The organism is Streptomyces sp. NPDC045846, from assembly GCF_056431605.1.
Genome location: NZ_JBWKKJ010000005.1, coordinates 57,646 through 73,016, shown reverse-complemented (window position 1 = coordinate 73,016; position 15,371 = coordinate 57,646). Strand labels below are relative to the sequence as shown.

Sequence of the window (15,371 nt, the reverse complement as noted above, 5' to 3'; positions counted from 1 at the left end):
CCACACCCCAACTCCAACCGGAGCCCCCACGACTCACTCGCCCCCAGCACTGACCGCCCACGAGCCCTAACGCTCCGAACTCGCCCGAAACGAGCGTCAATTACAGGTTGACGCTCACGGAACCGTCAACCTACGATTGACGCATGAGCCCACTCAACGTCAGCCTCGCTGACCTGATCGCCCGTATCGACGAGGAACTCCCCGACGCCACCGACCTGGCCCGCATCAGCGAAGCGCAGCTACGTGCCCAGACCCTTTCCGACCTCGGTGACCAGCTCGTGGGCCACTACGTCGGCAAGGCCAAGCAGGCCGGCGCGTCCTGGAGTGAGGTAGGCGACGCCATCGGGGTGTCCAGGCAGGCCGCCCAGCAGCGCCACGCCCCCGCCGCGTTCGACCGGTTCACCGAGTTGAACCGGCACAGCATCGTGCTGGCCCAGGAGGCCGCCCGAACGCACAAGCACGACTCCATCGGCACCCAGCACATCCTGCTCGGCCTGCTCGGCGAACCCCGGGGCCTGGCGTACCGGATCCTGATCGCGAAGGCCGAGTCGGAGCAGCGCATCCGGGACGCGATCGAGGAGGCGATGCCACCGGCCGGGAAGAAGGCGCTTCGGGGGCACATCGCCTTCGGAGCGCAGAGCAAGGAGGCCATCGACCAGGCGCCCCGCGCGTCGTCCGATCTGGGCCACGACTGGGTCGGGACGGAACACATGCTGCTGGGCCTGATGTGCATCGAGGACAGCCCCGCCGCGCAGATCCTGCGCGACCTCGGCTTCACGCCGGACGAGTTGCGCGAAACGGTCAGGTCGGAGGTCGCCAACCGAACCGCCGCACGCGACAAGTAGGCCCGAGGCGACGAGTCGCGGCGGCGACCTCGGCCGCAGAGCGCCACCCCCTCCCGAGGCAACCGCCATCGCCGCGCCGGACCGGGCCGCCACAGATCGCCCTGTTCCCCGGCACGCCCCCACAGCGACGGGCCCCGCCGGGCTGCTACCCGAGGGTGACGGTGCGCGAGCCTTCGGAGAAGGACACGAAGGACTGCTCCCAGGTCTCGCCCGGCCAGTGGTACGTCACGCGTCCATCGGCCGGGCGGTAATGTGCCGTGTACACCGTGCCCAGCCATTCGTCGTATCCGTACAGGTACAGCGGCGGGCGCAACATCGCCATCACATCAACTCCCGCCACCTGGACGGCGGACAACCGCTCCTGCGTCCTGGTGGAGCGCTCCTGGTCGTCCGGCACCGGCAGGTGCTGATGGTTGGCGGCACAGCTGTCCGTTGCCATGGTCAGGGGGATATCAGGTCCCACATGCACCGTCGCGGCCCGGTCCGCATCGACGAGGGTGACGTTCTGAGGGATCGCCACAGGGACGGTCCGCAATTTGTCCACCGCCTCGTCAACAGTCCGGCAAGTCTCCAGCAGATAGCGCAGCACCATGGGGATGGCGAATCCCGGGCCTTGGACGAATCGTCCCCCGAAGGTCAGTGAGACGGCGAGACCGGCGTCGTTCATGCCGTCCAGCAAGCCCCACCCCGCCTCCTGCATTCCGATCACCGGGCGAAGGAAATGGGAGGAAACGACGGTGCCTTCGCATTGATCGGGCGCGAAGTCGTAGTTCCTGAGCAGCGCGCCGTTGCCGGCGATCTGGGTGCAGCCGGAGAAGAAGGGGCGAACGGCGGCCAGGGTGAGAAGGGTCCCGGCTCGGGGAGAAGCACATTGGCCTATGAGCCGGTCGAGCGTCGGGACCAGCTCCGGCATGTGGACCTCGAACAGCCTCCGTGCGCGAGCGGCACCTTGCGCGGTCCGGCCCTCCTCCGTCAACCAGCTCTCGGCACTCAACATTCTGGGCTGAACTTGCGCGGCCCATCTGCCATCACCGCCGTCGCCGATCTCGATGGCCTGGAACGTCTTGGTGTAGTGGCTCATGGGGTAGAACTCAACATCCACCCGAGCCTTGAGTGCAATGAACGCAGGCTTCTCCAGCAGGGGGCAGGGTGCACGCGGAAGTGAGCACGTCGTGTGGATGGCTTCGCTGAACCCCTCCGCCTTCCCACGTGTCGCGGAACCGGGAACACACGCGAATCCTCCGGCCAACCGCAGAACTCGCGACCCGCCCCAAACCCACCCCGTCAGAAGTTGACGGTCTGGAGGTATACGCCGGGGTCGTCGATGTCGTTGCTGCCGGTGATGTACATCGTTTCGCCGTCGGGGCCCACCGTCAGGCCCGAGGCTCGTTGCACGTCGAAGCCGGTGACCGTCTCGTCGGGCTTCTGGGTGTTGGTCGCCGTGTCGTACGACAGCACCTTCGGCGCGGTCCGTTGGTCGTCCACCAGCACGTGCAGGCGGGTGCCGTCCTGGCTCACCGCCGGGCTCAGGACCGGTGAGAAATCCGACCGGAAGTCGATGGTGGTGAGCACGCTGTCGTGCGTGAGGTCGACCACGGCGGCGTGGCCGTCCGGCTTGCTCAGCGCGTACAGACGGCGGCCGTCCGGGGTGAGGGCCAGCTCGTCGACGAAGCCGGTGGCCGTGATCGTACGCAGCACCGTCGGCACGGCGGTGGCCGTGTTCACGTGGATCAGGCCCACGTCGCCGCTCACGTATACGTCCGTGCCGTTCGGCCGTACGACGATGTCGCGCGGGCTCTCGCCGGGCAGGGGCACGGTCGTCGTGAACGCACCCCGCACCGTGGAGAACACCAGCAGCCGGGACGGGCCCAGGCTCGGGCCGTTGTTCTCCGGACCGGTCTGGTCCAGGTAGATCGTGGCACCGTCCGGGCTGATGGCCATGCGCGACAGTGAGCCCGGTCGGGAACCCGCAGGCCGTGGCTGGTCAGGGACGGGGATGCTGGAGCGCAGGGTGTTGGTGGCCGTGTCGATCACGTTGAGGGTGACCTCGGTGACCACGTAGATCAGCCTGCCGTGGGCACCGAACACCATGGGCCCGGCCCACCGTCCCGTGCCTGTGGACACCTGCGCGGTGATCTCGCCGGTCTGGGTGTCGACGACGTACAGCTTGGTGCCGGTGGCCTCGATCGCCCCGACGTACGCCTTGGTGCCGTCCGCGCTGACCAGCGGCGCGCGTGCGTACTGGGCCCCCGGCAGAGGCGTGAGGTTCTCGACCCCCGGTATCGCGTCCGCGACGGCGACACCCGTGCCGAGGACCATCAGCACCCCGGCGGCCACCAACGAAGCCAGCCAACTGGCTCTGGATACAAGGAACTTCACAGCGTCCTCCCCCACCGAAACATCGCGTTCTGCGATGGCGGGGTCAGGCTACGCCGACACGCCCGGTGAAGGTGAGGCGGCAGGACACGCCCCAGACGCCAACCGGTCAATGTGGCTCCCAGCGCCGACACGGGGTGGCCCGGCCGGAGTTGAGTGGGCAAGGGCCGGTCGGAGGCCGTGGATGAGGCGGCGCCGAGGGGCTTCGTACAGTCGCATCACGCGCCCCGTGCGCCCAAGTGAGTGGGCGCACAGCCGCATCCCCCGCGCCCCGCGCACCCAAGTGTGTGGGATGGTGCCTGCACGCACCACAGACCTGGCTCTCCAGGAGCCGGGCCGGGTGTATACGCTCCACCGACGTACATAGTGGAACGGCAGAAGGACCGCCGAACGTCACCCGCAACAAGGCCTGTTCGGCACGAGACATCCACGAGTCAACAGGGAAACGGGGAAATCCAGCATGGTTGGCCGTCGGCAGATGGTTCCGCTCGCTCTCGTCGCCGTCACGGCGTCGCTGGCCCTCACCGCTTGCGGCGGCGGCTCGGACGGCGGATCCGCCGCACCCTCGGGTCAGGGCTCGGGATCGCCGAGTGCCCCAGGCACGACCACACCGAGCCCGGCCCGGACGAGCGGCGGCGACAAGGGCAGCTCGTCTCCCACGACCAAGCCCAGCTCCTCCGCGGTCGCGCCGGAAGGGGTCACCCGGGATGCGGCCGAGGACGCCTACGCCTACAAACACCTGTGCGCGGCCAGCCAACTCGCCGTCAGCGTAAAGGAGTTGGAATCCAACCCGAATCAGTACACCATCTCCGTGACCAACCGGGGCCGGACGACCTGCGGCATCTCCTCCTACTACCCGCTCGTCGCCCTCGGTCCCAAGAACGCCGTGGACCGGTCCAAGAGCACCCACCCCCTGGTCCCGAGCGGACTCGGCGGCGCCCCGGCCGCCCCCGTGTACGCGGGGCGCACCGTCTACGCGGTCCTCGACACCGACCCCGAGGGTGCGAAGGGCGGGAACGGAGGCATCGACGAGATCAGCGTTCTCGTGGACGAACGCTTCCCGAACGCCGAGATCCACAGCTTCCCGATGGACGAGGGAGCCACCGTCACGCGGCACCCGAAGCTGGGTCTGTACCGCGACACCGTCCAGGAGGCGGTCGCCAGCATGCGCTCGGCCGACATCGAAAGCCACTGAATCGCCCTCACCAAAGGCCGCGGTGGGCCGACTCGACCGCCGGACGGCACGGAACGAACGCGCCCGCGGGGCGCGGAACTCGGTCGCGTACGGCCGGGCTCCCCAGGCGCGAACCCCTGCCTCAGGCCTCGCTGTTCTTGGCGAAGTCGACGTCGGCGGTGCTGACCGTGCCCGCGGTCCGGCCGGGGGCGGTGTGGTACTGCCAGTACAGGTTCGTGTGGGCGATGACCTTGTCGGGTGACGGCGCACCGAAGCGTGACAAGTCCTCGGTGGTGTGGGCATCGCCGACGAGCGTCGCGTCGTAGCCGCGGACGATCGCACCGTGAAGCGTCGCGCGGATGCACTCGTCGGTCTGCGCACCCGCGACCACCAGCCGGCCGATGGAGCGGGCGGCCAACACCGACTCCAGGTCGGTCTCCTCGAAGGAGTCGCCGTACGACTTGTGCACCAGCGCCTCGGACTCGTCCCGCACGAGTTCGGCGACGATCTGCCAGTTCTCGCTGCCCCTGACCAGGTCGCCGCTGCTGTGCTGCACCCATACGACGTCGACATCGGCGGCCCGTGCCTTGTCGACGAGGGTGACGATGTTGGCCACGATCGTGTCCCGGTCGTGCGCCTCCGCCACCACGCCGTTCTGCACGTCGACGACGAGCAGGGCGGTGTTCGGTCGGTTGTCGAGCGTGGTCATTGCAGCGTCCTCCCCTGTGGGTCCCGATCATCAGGTCCCGTCCGGTCATGGCTCAGCCTCAGCGGACCTGCGATTCCGGCGCCGAACCGAGGCAGCCCGCGGGCGAAGTCCGAGGGCCGTGCACGAGCCTTTCACGGACCTTGACGTTCGTACAACCGTTCGGGCGAGCGGTGGTCTGACGAACGGCCCCGGCGTCTGCGCCGCACTGCCCGCCTGGCCCGCCGCACGTATTCGCCCACGAGGATCCAGATCACGTAGCCGACCATCCAGGCTCCTACCAGCCCCAGCAGAACCGGTCCCAGTAGCAGCGGCAACATCGCCACACGCATGTCGTCACCTCCCGACGAACAGCACGGGTACACGGGCCGCCCGTGCCCCCACGAACCCCCGGGAACCCCGGGCCCGGTCCGGCCCGTCCCTGTCATCGGCCAGTGTGGACCGCCCCGTTCGGGACCGGTCCCGAACACCCCCTGGTTGAATCGCCGTCCAACCGCACGGCCCGTCTCGGGCCCGGTGCGGCCGGGACGACGACCGACGGCGGAGGAGCGCATGGACGAGGTGGTGCCGGGACCCTGGCAGGTGGGGGTCGTGGTCCAGGGCACGTACCAGGTGTCCGGAGTACTGGGTCGAGGCGGGATGGGGGTGGTGCACCGGGTCCGGCATCTGGGCTGGGGCATCGACCTGGCCGTCAAGAGCCCTCTGCCGGAGCTCATCCGCCACCCCGCCCGGCGCGAGCGGTTCGTCGCGGAGGCCGAGACGTGGGTCTCGCTCGGTCTGCACCCGCATGTGTGCGGCTGCCACTATGTGCGCACCATCGGCGGCGTCCCGCGCCTGTTCTCGGAGTACCTTCCCGGGGGCAGTCTGCGCGACCGCATCGCCGACCGGACCCTGTACACGGCGGCAGCGGACACGACGGGCGGGGCCACCGCCCGGGTCATCGACGTGGCCGTCCAGATGGCCTGGGGCCTGGCCCACGCCCACGCACGGGGCGTGACGCACCTGGACGTCAAACCCGCCAACGTGCTGCTGGACGCCGACGGCACCGTCAAGATCAGCGACTTCGGCCTGGCCCGCGTCGGCATCGTCCCGGAAACCTCCGAGGCCCCGAGCGCGGTCCCGTCCCCGGACGGCCGCACCCTCACCGGCGCTGCCGGGATGACCCCCGCCTACGCCTCCCCGGAACAGGCAGCAGGGCACCGTGTGGGCCGCCGCAGCGACATCTACAGCTACGCGGTGTCCGTGCTCGAGATGTTCCTCGGCGACGTGGTCTGGGCCGTCGGGCCCGTCGCGGGAGAGACCCTGCTGTCGCTCCCGGCCGGGCGCGGCGGGCCGGGCCTGCCCGCGCTGCCGCCGTCGGTCGCCGTGCTGCTGGCCCGCTGCCTGCGGCCCGATCCCGCCGATCGGCCCGCCTCGATGCGGGAGGTGGCCGACGAACTGGCCACTGTCTACGAGGAGTTGACGGGCTCCCCCTATCCCCGAGCCGAACCGCGCCCCGCCGACGTCAGAGCCGATGAGCTGAACAACCGGGCCCTGTCCCTGCTCGACCTCGGCCGTGCGACGGAGGCCGATGCCGCGTTCGACGCCGCCGCCGAGGCCGACCCCCGACACGTGGTCACCCTCTACAACCGGGGCCTGCGCCGTTGGCGGCGCGCCGAGATCACCGATGAGGACGTGGTCCGCGGCCTTGAGACCGACCCCGCGCACACGGACAACCCCCGGGTCCGGCGCCTGCTCGCACACGTGCACCGCGAGCGCGGCGACGCGGCGTCGGCCGAGGCGCTGCGGGAACCCGAGCGCCCCGCTCCCGCGACGGCCGCCGAGCCCGTGGTTCACCTCGACTGGCGCGCTTCCCTCCCGCTCACCGCGCCCGTACGCCTGGCCGCTCCTCACGACACGGCGCTGACCGGCGGCGAAGGCGGCACCGCGCGGCTGTGGGACCTCACCACCGGCCGCTGCCTGCGCACCCTGACCGTGGGCCGCCACCCGGTGATCGCCGTCGACCTCGACCAGCGGACCTGCGCTCTCCTCAGCGGTGACACCGTCCACGTCCTCGATGCCGACACCGGCCGGGAAAAGTACGCATGGACGGTGCGTCCACCGTCGCGGGCCGGCGCTCCGCACGTGCCCCTGCTCGACCATCACGCGGTGCGGGTCGCCGCCGACGGCGCGGTCTGCCTGTACGCGGCGGACGGCACGGTCGAGTTGTGGAGCGCCGCCATCGGCCATACCGTGCTCCACCAAGCGGGGCGGGGTCAGGGCGCCGCCATCGGGCTGACTCCCGGCGGCCGGTTCGCCGTCTTCGCCGACCACGACCGGCTCCGGCTGTGGGACACCACGACGGGCGAGGGCCACGAGACCCAACCGTGCGCCGAACCCCTGGCTCCGGGGTTGCTGGCGCTCTCCGCAGAGGGGCGTTCCGCCGTGACGGGCGGCCACTTCGTCGGCACGCTCCAGCTGTGGAACCTCACCACGGGCCGTTGCGTACGCACCCTGCGCGGCCACCGCGGCGGCGTCCTGGCCCTCACCCTCAGCCGGGACGGCCATCACCTGCTCAGCTCCGGTACCGATGGCACCGTCCGGTTGTGGGACCTCGCCACCGGCCGCTGCCTGCGCACCACCACGCCTCTGCCGGACGGCCACTACGCCGTCGACCTCCACCTGGACGGCGAGATCCGGCACACCCTGGCACGGAGTGAGCCCTGGCGCGCCCTACTGCTCGGCAGCGACGGCGCGCTCCGCCGCCTCACGCTCCGGCCCGGCACCCCTGCGCCACTCCGCCTCAGCCGACCCCGTCCCGCCGTCGAACTCACCCGTGACGACGCTCATGTGACGGAGCAGCTGAAGCTGGCCGACGAGGCCCTGTCGGACGGGCGCCACCAAGCGGCCCTCGCGCTGCTGACCAAGATCCGCGCCATGCCCGGGTACGAACGCGCACCGGGCCCCCTCGCCGCCTGGCGCGCCCTTGCCCGCCACACCCCGCGGACGGCGCTGCGCGCCACATGGCCCGGCATCACGCCCACCACCGGGCCGGTCCAGTCGGCCGCTCTGTCCGCCGACGGCGCCATCGCCGCCGTCTGTCATCCCAACGGGAACGTCGACGTCCTCGACGCCGCGACCGGCAGACGCCGGGGCCGCCTCCCCGTCAGCCCGCGCACCGGAGAACCCGTCCACCTGGCCCTCAACGCGACGGGCGACCGGCTGTTGACGGCCGAACGCGGCTGCATCAGCCTCTGGTCGCTCCCGGACGGCGCCTGCCTGCGCACCTTCGACACCGGCGCCCGGCACACCGGCTCGCTCCGGTTCTCTCCCGACAGCGGCCACGCCCTCATAGGCGCGGGCGGTTACCAGACCGAACTGTGGGACCTGCGCTCCGGCACCGTCGTCCGCACCCTCAAACAGCGCGCCGCATCCGTCGCCTGGCACGGTCCGCGCGTGCTGATCGCCACCGCCGACAACCTCCTCCACCACGTCGCCGTCACCGACCTCGCCACCGGCGAGCGGGTGCTCCGTCTTGAAGCGCCCCACCCCCCGGGCCAGGAATCCCCGCCAACGGGTGACGGCCCGTTCTTCGCGCTGCTGCGCGACATCACCCACCCCCCGCTCGAATGGCACGGCGTGGCCCTGAGCGGCGACGGCCGCCGGGTCCTGACGAGCGACGCCAACAGTGAACTGCGGCTGTGGAACGTGGCCGACGGCGCCCTCGTCCGCGTGTTCGCCCCGGACCCCGGACACAGCCCCGCCCTCCCCCTCCTGACCGGCGACGGCCGATTCGCCCTGTCCACCGGCCGCGACTTCACCATCCTCCTGTGGGACGTCACAACGGGCCGCCAGCTGGCCCGAGTTGGACACCACCGGCAACCCATCGACGGCCTGGACCTCGCCCGCGACGGCCGCCGCGCACTGTCGTGGTCGCACGTCGACGGAGTACGGGTGTGGGAGCTGGACTGGGAGCTCGGCGCACCCCCGCACACGGACTGGGACGAGGCGGCCACCCCTTACGTCGACGGCTTCCGCGCCCGCCACACGGGCCACTGCTCAGACGCCGACCTCGACACGCTCATGGAGCTTCTCCGCGACACCGGGCACGGCTGGCTGCACCGCGACACCGTCCGCGCCCGCCTGGAGGCCCCCGGTGACTGACAGGCAGTCAGCTGCTCACCGACTCCTCGCCCAGCAGCCGCAGATCGGCCGGGCAGAGGGTCGCCGACCGCAGCAGGGCGACGATCAGGTTGTGGTTGAGGGTGGCGCCGACCGGGTCGCCCACGCCGTCGTCGCGCCGGATGCCCGCGACGGGAGGGTGGGCACCCGCCAGCCTGGCACGGACACCGCCGACGATGTGCTCGGCCACCTTCGGCGTCCAGGCCCGCTCCGGCGCCACCCGGTTCAGATCCGCCGCGACCTGCTTCCACGACACCGGTTGCGGGTACCGCTCCTGCCGCAGGTAGCGCTGCGCGAGCACGACGAGTACTACGCGTTCGACACCGGTGAGCCCATACACGTCCGACATCTCGGTGCTCCGGAGCGGCCCCCGGTCCGGCTCTGCGCCCGACCCGGCCACGACCCGGATCTCCAGCAGATGGCCCGGCCGTCCGGGAGCGCCGACCAGCACGGGCGTGTACCCGGCGCCGAGCGGCATCTCGTGCCCGGACAGCAGCATCGCCTCGTCCGGCAGCCGCAGCGGCAACCGGCCCTCGTTCCGCAGCCACCACTCCGTACCGGTGCCTGTCAGCGTGCCCTGGAGCCGGCTGACCCGGCGGTCACCGCTCCCGACCGGGACGTCCACCGCGCCCGCATCCCGCCCGAAGCGAACCGTGCAATGCCCCGCGGGTACGGCGCACCCGCCCTCCTCCGACCGCACGAAGACCGTGCCGGGTGTCGCCGACGGCAGACCGTCCAACAGGCTGCCCACCTCGGCGGGCAAGGCGCGCAGCCCCCACTTCGCCTCCGTCACGCCGCTCTCCTCCCTCACCGTCCCCGCACCACCCGAACCGTCACCGCCGACGACGCCCGCACCCGGCCCACCGGTTCCGCCGGACGGCCTCCTCACCGCCCGGCCCAGGTCCCCTCGCGGAGCCGGTCGAGTAGTTCGCTCTCCCCGAACTACCGTCGCAGCAGGCCCACTTGGGTTCTTCCGGGACGCCCCGCCAGCACCCTCGTCTGCCAGACTTGGCCACCATGGCGAACAGCGGACTGTGGGTCGGCGTCCTCACCGCGCTGACCGCGCCCGCAGCCAGTTCCATCACCGCGCGGGCGACCCTTCGCGCGGCCCAGGCCCAAGTGGCCACCACCTCGAAGGCGGAGGCCTGCGCGAGGCCATCGGGGGCATGAACCGGGCGATGCACGAGATGCGGCTCGACGGGCCCATACGAGCACAACACACATGACCAGGAGGGAACATGCGCGACGATCAAGTGGTCAGGTGCCGGTGTGGCCATCTCTGGACGGTCCACCTGGAGGGCCACTGCGACGGTGACGAAGGCCGCGACCCGTGCGCGTGCCGAGGCTTCTACCCAGAGGGCTGGCGGCCCAACACCACCGATACCTGCCGTGGATGCGGACACGGGAGGTCCCAGCACGCCGGACTGCACTGCGATGCCGTCGTAGGCCAGGACACGGTGACCCAACGGCACTTCGGCATCGAGGGCGACACTTGGACCACCCAACACCCCATAGCGGTCACCTGCTCCTGTCAGAGTTTCTGGTGAGTGCCCATCGGCACCGTCGGAGGAGACGCTCAGGGAGCGGATCGCGCGGCTGCCCGGAGCCATCGACGTAGGCGCGTCGCACACCCGCGACTGACCGTCACGCGCCGACCGTCCCATGGGCCGGACAGCGAAGGAGCATCGGCATCGGTCCCTCATGCTCCCCATGAGTGCGGGCAATTGGAACCCTTCACACCACGTGATCAACTCGCGGCGGAAGGCACCGTAGAGGCGTGCCCGGAATACATCAGTCGTTCGGCCTGGTGCTGCGGCCGGGGACGGCGGCCGGTGCAGGATGTGCTGCCGCCCACAGGACCCTGTGTCCGTGGGCGGGACGCGCATCCGGTGATGCAGACGCGGTATCACCGTCAACCGAGCCACATGAGGGGACAGGTGTGGAGTGAAGAACCGACTTCGTCACAGACCGAGCCGTTCGGCAGCTGCGGCGTTCCGCAGCAGGATCGCCGCGATGGTGGGGGCCGTGGCCCTGCTCGCGGCGGTGTTCACGGGCACGACGGCCGTCGGCACGGCCACGGCCGTCGGCAACGGGGCACAGATCGCCGCCGTGGGCGGATGGACCTGCCCCGGGGCGGCCGTACCGCCCGGATATGTCATCACCATGTTCAACCGCAGCGGCTGCAACGGCGCGGGCTCATGGTTGCAGCAGCCCGTGCGCGACGGGATATGGACCTGTTCCGGCTCGCCGATCGTGTCCGGGTACGTCCTCACCGACTACGACCGCAACGGCTGCAGCGGCATCGGCGCCTGGTTCCACCGGCTTGTCCGCAACGGCATCTGGACCTGCCCCTACTCCCCCATCCCGGCGGGTTACCGCAGCACCACGTATGACGCGCGTGGGTGCAGCGGCCTCGGCGCGTGGCTGACCATCCGCGCCTGACGCCCTTCCGACGAGCCGGGGGCGCCGCCTGAGGGAAGGCGCCCGCGGCATCTCTCTCCGGTGGTTTCCGGACGAACTTCCAGCGACCGGAGCACCGCTCGGCCGCTACGGAACGTACAGCCGGGCGGAGCAGGGTCGAAGAAGCTCCCGGCCTCTTACCCCTTGGGCGGCGCGGCCGCGTTCGATGACGGGTGCGCGCGGGATATGAGGTCGCAGACCACGCCGAAGTGGTCGGAGGGCCACAGCGGCCCGCGCGCCGTGGGGCGCGGCGCGGTGAACGCCAACTCGGCGCGGTCTGCCCGGAGTCCGGCCGTGAAGACGTAGTCGATGCGCCGCGCCGGTTCGCGGGCCTTGCGTGCGTGTCCGTTGTCGGGCGTGTACGTGTGGCCCGGGCCGTGGCCCGCACGCGCCCACGCGTCGTCCATCCGGTCGGCCAGCCACCGGAGCTCGTCCGTGTCCGGGGCCGCGTTGAGATCGGCGAGGAGCACGACATCGCGCCCGGCGTGACCGGCCACGAGTTCCGCGAGGAAGCGCACCTGCTGTTGCCGGATGCGGGAGTGTTCCCACTCCCAGGTCAGGTGGGTGACAAACACGGTCGTCGAGCCCACCTCGGCACACAGCACCGACCGGGGCTCGACCCCTGGCGTCGGCAGCGGGATGACCTCGTACCGTGCCACCGGCACCCGGCTGAGCAGCGCGTTGCCCTGGGTGGCGCGGTGAGGTGCCGAGCGGGCCGCCGCGTAGGTCACGTGGTACCCCAGGCCGTCGGCGATCCGCTCGGCCTGGCACCGCGTCCCTCTGCGCCACACCTCCTGCAGGCCGACGACTTCAGGGGCGAGCCGTACGAGCTCGTCCCTGATCAGGGGCAGCCGACGGCGCCAGGCCGAGCCCCGGCCCCAGATGTTGAGCGTTGCCGCGCGCACCATGTCCACGCCCCCACCGTACGCATCGGTCACGGCGTCGGCGGCGGCCACGTCCCGAAGGCGTGGCCGACCGTCGACCCGCGGGCTGCTCAGGTCCAGAGCTGGTAGATGTTGCCGTCGTTGCACTCGTGCGTGTAGACCCTGCTGTTGTCGCTGTCGAGGCACTCGCCGGTGGCCACGTTCTGCAACTTCCAGCCGTTGCCCGTGTTGATCTCGTGCCAGCGCTGGTAGTCGTTGCGCCCGCTACTACAGGCCTCCACATAGGCGTCGTGGTCGGTGTAACCGGCGAGACAGGAGCCAGGCACCTCCGCCAGGCGCTCGACCCAGACGTCACCCCCGGCGTTGACGTCGTGCCACTTCGAGGCTCCGAACCAGCAGGGGTAGAGGCCCACGTTGTTCCAGCCGGAGTGGTGGTCCCACATGCCGCTCAGGCAGTCCCCGCCGCTCTTGTGATGCCACTGCACATCGCTGTCCGCGTGTGCGGCCGCGCTCGTCCCCAGGACGAGCAGCGGAGTGGCGACCATCGTCACGATCGCCTGAGCAACGCGCTTGCCACGCATAAGTGACCCCCTGTGTAGGTTGATTCGCCCCCGTCGGGCGACGTGTCCGAGTTGGGCGCTTCGACGGCGCCGAGGATTTTCGGCCGAACCCTCGCGACTCGGCCGCGCCGGGTGGCGCGACGCAGCGTGTGCCGGACAGACGTGAGACCCGGCCTCGATCGCACCGGCCCCCTCGGCGCTCCACGCAACCGTAGGCGTCACAACCCGCCCGAGGGGCGTCCCGAGCGGCCCGGGACGCGTCCCGTCGGTGTCCCGTCCGTCCTGCCTGCGGCCCGGACCGGCGGCCCCGCCGAACCCGGGATGTCCCTCAACTCACCCACCGGTGCTCGGCCTTCTCGCGCAGCGGCCGTCGGCGCGCGGGCGGCGGCGATCCGGCCCGGTCGGCACCGCGCAAGGCCGCACAGGTCACGCTTCGGCCGACGAGCGAGCCGTCGGCGAGAACCGGACGAACAGCGGCCGGGCCCCGAGCCCCACTTGGAGATGTTGATCGGAAAGGACTACGCTGCTTTTGGTTGCCTGTAGCAACCAAGTCGATGGCGAGGCGGCCCCGCTGGACCGCGCGCCGCCCTCCAGGAGGAATCCCGCATGTCAACCGGCACCCAGGCCTTCCGCACGTACGTCGAGGAGAATCTGGCCGCATTAGAGCGCGATCCGGGCCGCGAAGTCCTGTCGCACCAGGAGCGTTGGGTCACGGCGGGCGAGTTCCGTGATCTCGTCCACCGGATGGCACGGGCGCTGCGGGCCGAGGGCATCGACCGCGGAGACACCGTCACCCTGCTGTGCGGGAACCTGCCCGAGACCATCGTCGCGCGCTACGCCGCCAACCTGATCGGCTGCCGGGTCAACCACCTGTACAACAAGCTCTCCGCCGAGTCGCAGGCCGCCATCGTCCGCGATGTCGAGACGCGCGCCCTGATCGTCGACCCGGCCTACGCGCAACGGGCCGTCGAGATCACCGAGTCGGCCCCGGTACCGGCCGTCCTCGTGCTCGGTCCCGCCAAGGTGGGCACGGACCTGCTGGAGCTGGCGGCCGAGCAGTCCGCCGAGCCGCTGCACAGCGGTGCGCGCCCGGAAGACGTGTGCACCATTCGCCACACGGGCGGCACCACCGGCCACCCCAAGGGCATCTGCACCACCTTCGACCAGGTGCGGCCCTCTCGGGCGATGACGGCCGACTCCGAAGGGGAGCCGCCCCGCCTGCTGGTGTGCACCACTCTCGCGCACGCGGCCGGCATGCTCACCGACGCCGTACTTCACGACGGCGGCCGCGTCGTCCTGCTCGACGGCTTCGACCCCGCCGAGGTGCTCCGCACCATCGAGCGGCAGCGCATCAGTCACCTCTTCCTTCTGCCGCCGCTGCTCTACCAGTTGATGGACCACCCGGACTCCGCCGTCCGCGACACCACGTCGCTCCGCAGCATCGTCTACGGGGGCTGCCAGTCCTCGCCCGCCCGCATAGCCGACGCCATACGGCGCTTCGGCCCCGTCCTGCTCCAGTTCTACGGGCAGAACGAGGCGGGCGGAATCAGTGTGCTGCGGCCCGAGGACCACGATCCGCAGCGGCCCGACCGGCTGCGTTCGGCCGGAAAGGTACTGGCCGGGGTCGAGGTGGCGATCCGCGACGAGAGCGGCCGCGACCTGTCGGCGGGCGAACACGGCGAGATCTGCGTACGCTCCGCCTCGCTCATGAAGGGGTACTGGAAGCAGCCCGGGCTGACCGCCGAGGTGCTGCGGGACGGCTGGCTCCACACGGGCGACATCGGGTTCCTGGACAGCGAGGGCTATCTGACGGTCGTCGACCGGCTCAAGGACATGATCGTGGTGGTCGGCGGCCATGTGTACACGACCGAGCTGGAGGACCTGCTCAACTCCCACCCCGAGGTCCAGCAGAGCGCCGTGTTCGGTGTCCGTGACGCCGACCGCATGGAGCGGGTGCACGCCGCCGTGGTCGCGGCGCCGGGCAGCGGCATCGGCGCGGAGCAGCTGCGCGACCTGGTCCGCGAGGAACGTGGCGCGATGTACGAACCGGCCGCCATCACCTTCGTCGACGCCCTGCCCCTGACCGACGCCGGCAAGCCGGACAAGAAGCGGCTGCGGCAGCGGGCCGAGCGCGAACTCGAAACCGCCTGACGGCCAGGCGACGCGCCGGGGGCTGGCACAGAGGCACTGCGCCGGTCCCCGTCC

Annotated in this window: 12 protein-coding genes; 6 read left to right on the top strand and 6 right to left on the bottom strand. The window is 71.0% G+C overall.

Features of this window, described 5'->3' with window-relative positions; genetic code table 11:
* Positions 1-143: 143 nt before the first annotated feature.
* The gene (locus AC07F3_RS15375) at positions 144-845 is read left to right on the top strand and encodes a Clp protease N-terminal domain-containing protein (protein ID WP_479114193.1); all 702 of its coding nucleotides are present in this window, start codon (positions 144-146) and stop codon (positions 843-845) included.
* Between the two features lie 145 nt (positions 846-990).
* On the opposite strand, the gene AC07F3_RS15370 is transcribed toward AC07F3_RS15375, so the two are convergent.
* Both AC07F3_RS15370 and AC07F3_RS15365 read right to left on the bottom strand, forming a co-directional pair.
* Positions 991-1,926, bottom strand: a complete 936-nt coding sequence (locus tag AC07F3_RS15370) for a C45 family autoproteolytic acyltransferase/hydolase (protein ID WP_479114191.1) — start codon at positions 1,924-1,926, stop codon at positions 991-993.
* Between the two features lie 203 nt (positions 1,927-2,129).
* Entirely contained in the window at positions 2,130-3,224 is a 1,095-nt protein-coding gene (locus AC07F3_RS15365; protein ID WP_479114190.1) for a YncE family protein, read from the bottom strand.
* A gap of 457 nt (positions 3,225-3,681) precedes the next feature.
* On the opposite strand from AC07F3_RS15365, the gene AC07F3_RS15360 reads away from it, so the two are divergent.
* A complete protein-coding gene (locus AC07F3_RS15360) occupies positions 3,682-4,416 on the top strand; it encodes a DUF4232 domain-containing protein (protein WP_479114188.1) in 735 nt (244 codons plus the stop codon).
* A 121-nt stretch (positions 4,417-4,537) separates the two neighbouring features.
* On the opposite strand, the gene AC07F3_RS15355 is transcribed toward AC07F3_RS15360, so the two are convergent.
* Positions 4,538-5,104, bottom strand: a complete 567-nt coding sequence (locus AC07F3_RS15355) for an isochorismatase family protein (protein ID WP_479114186.1) — start codon at positions 5,102-5,104, stop codon at positions 4,538-4,540.
* Positions 5,105-5,653: 549 nt separating this feature from the next.
* Here AC07F3_RS15355 and AC07F3_RS15350 point away from each other — a divergent pair.
* Positions 5,654-9,244 carry a WD40 repeat domain-containing serine/threonine protein kinase gene (locus tag AC07F3_RS15350; protein WP_479114184.1) on the top strand — a complete coding sequence of 1,197 codons (3,591 nt, stop codon included), beginning with the start codon at positions 5,654-5,656 and terminating at the stop codon, positions 9,242-9,244.
* A 7-nt stretch (positions 9,245-9,251) separates the two neighbouring features.
* Here AC07F3_RS15350 and AC07F3_RS15345 read toward each other — a convergent pair whose 3' ends face one another.
* The gene (locus tag AC07F3_RS15345) at positions 9,252-10,055 is read right to left on the bottom strand and encodes an FHA domain-containing protein (RefSeq protein WP_479114182.1); all 804 of its coding nucleotides are present in this window, start codon (positions 10,053-10,055) and stop codon (positions 9,252-9,254) included.
* 224 nt (positions 10,056-10,279) lie between these two features.
* Between AC07F3_RS15345 and AC07F3_RS15340 the strand changes: the two genes are divergently transcribed.
* Positions 10,280-10,432, top strand: a complete 153-nt coding sequence (locus AC07F3_RS15340) for a hypothetical protein (RefSeq protein WP_479114181.1) — start codon at positions 10,280-10,282, stop codon at positions 10,430-10,432.
* An 843-nt stretch (positions 10,433-11,275) separates the two neighbouring features.
* Positions 11,276-11,704, top strand: a complete 429-nt coding sequence (locus tag AC07F3_RS15335) for a hypothetical protein (RefSeq protein WP_479114179.1) — start codon at positions 11,276-11,278, stop codon at positions 11,702-11,704.
* Between the two features lie 155 nt (positions 11,705-11,859).
* On the opposite strand, the gene AC07F3_RS15330 is transcribed toward AC07F3_RS15335, so the two are convergent.
* Together AC07F3_RS15330 and AC07F3_RS15325 are read right to left on the bottom strand one after the other, a co-directional pair.
* Positions 11,860-12,630 (bottom strand): endonuclease/exonuclease/phosphatase family protein, encoded by a 771-nt coding sequence (locus AC07F3_RS15330; RefSeq protein ID WP_479114926.1) that lies wholly within the window; start codon positions 12,628-12,630, stop codon positions 11,860-11,862.
* A gap of 86 nt (positions 12,631-12,716) precedes the next feature.
* The gene (locus tag AC07F3_RS15325) at positions 12,717-13,187 is read right to left on the bottom strand and encodes an RICIN domain-containing protein (RefSeq protein WP_479114177.1); all 471 of its coding nucleotides are present in this window, start codon (positions 13,185-13,187) and stop codon (positions 12,717-12,719) included.
* A gap of 585 nt (positions 13,188-13,772) precedes the next feature.
* On the opposite strand from AC07F3_RS15325, the gene AC07F3_RS15320 reads away from it, so the two are divergent.
* Entirely contained in the window at positions 13,773-15,317 is a 1,545-nt protein-coding gene (locus AC07F3_RS15320; protein WP_479114175.1) for an AMP-binding protein, read from the top strand.
* Positions 15,318-15,371: the final 54 nt, after the last annotated feature.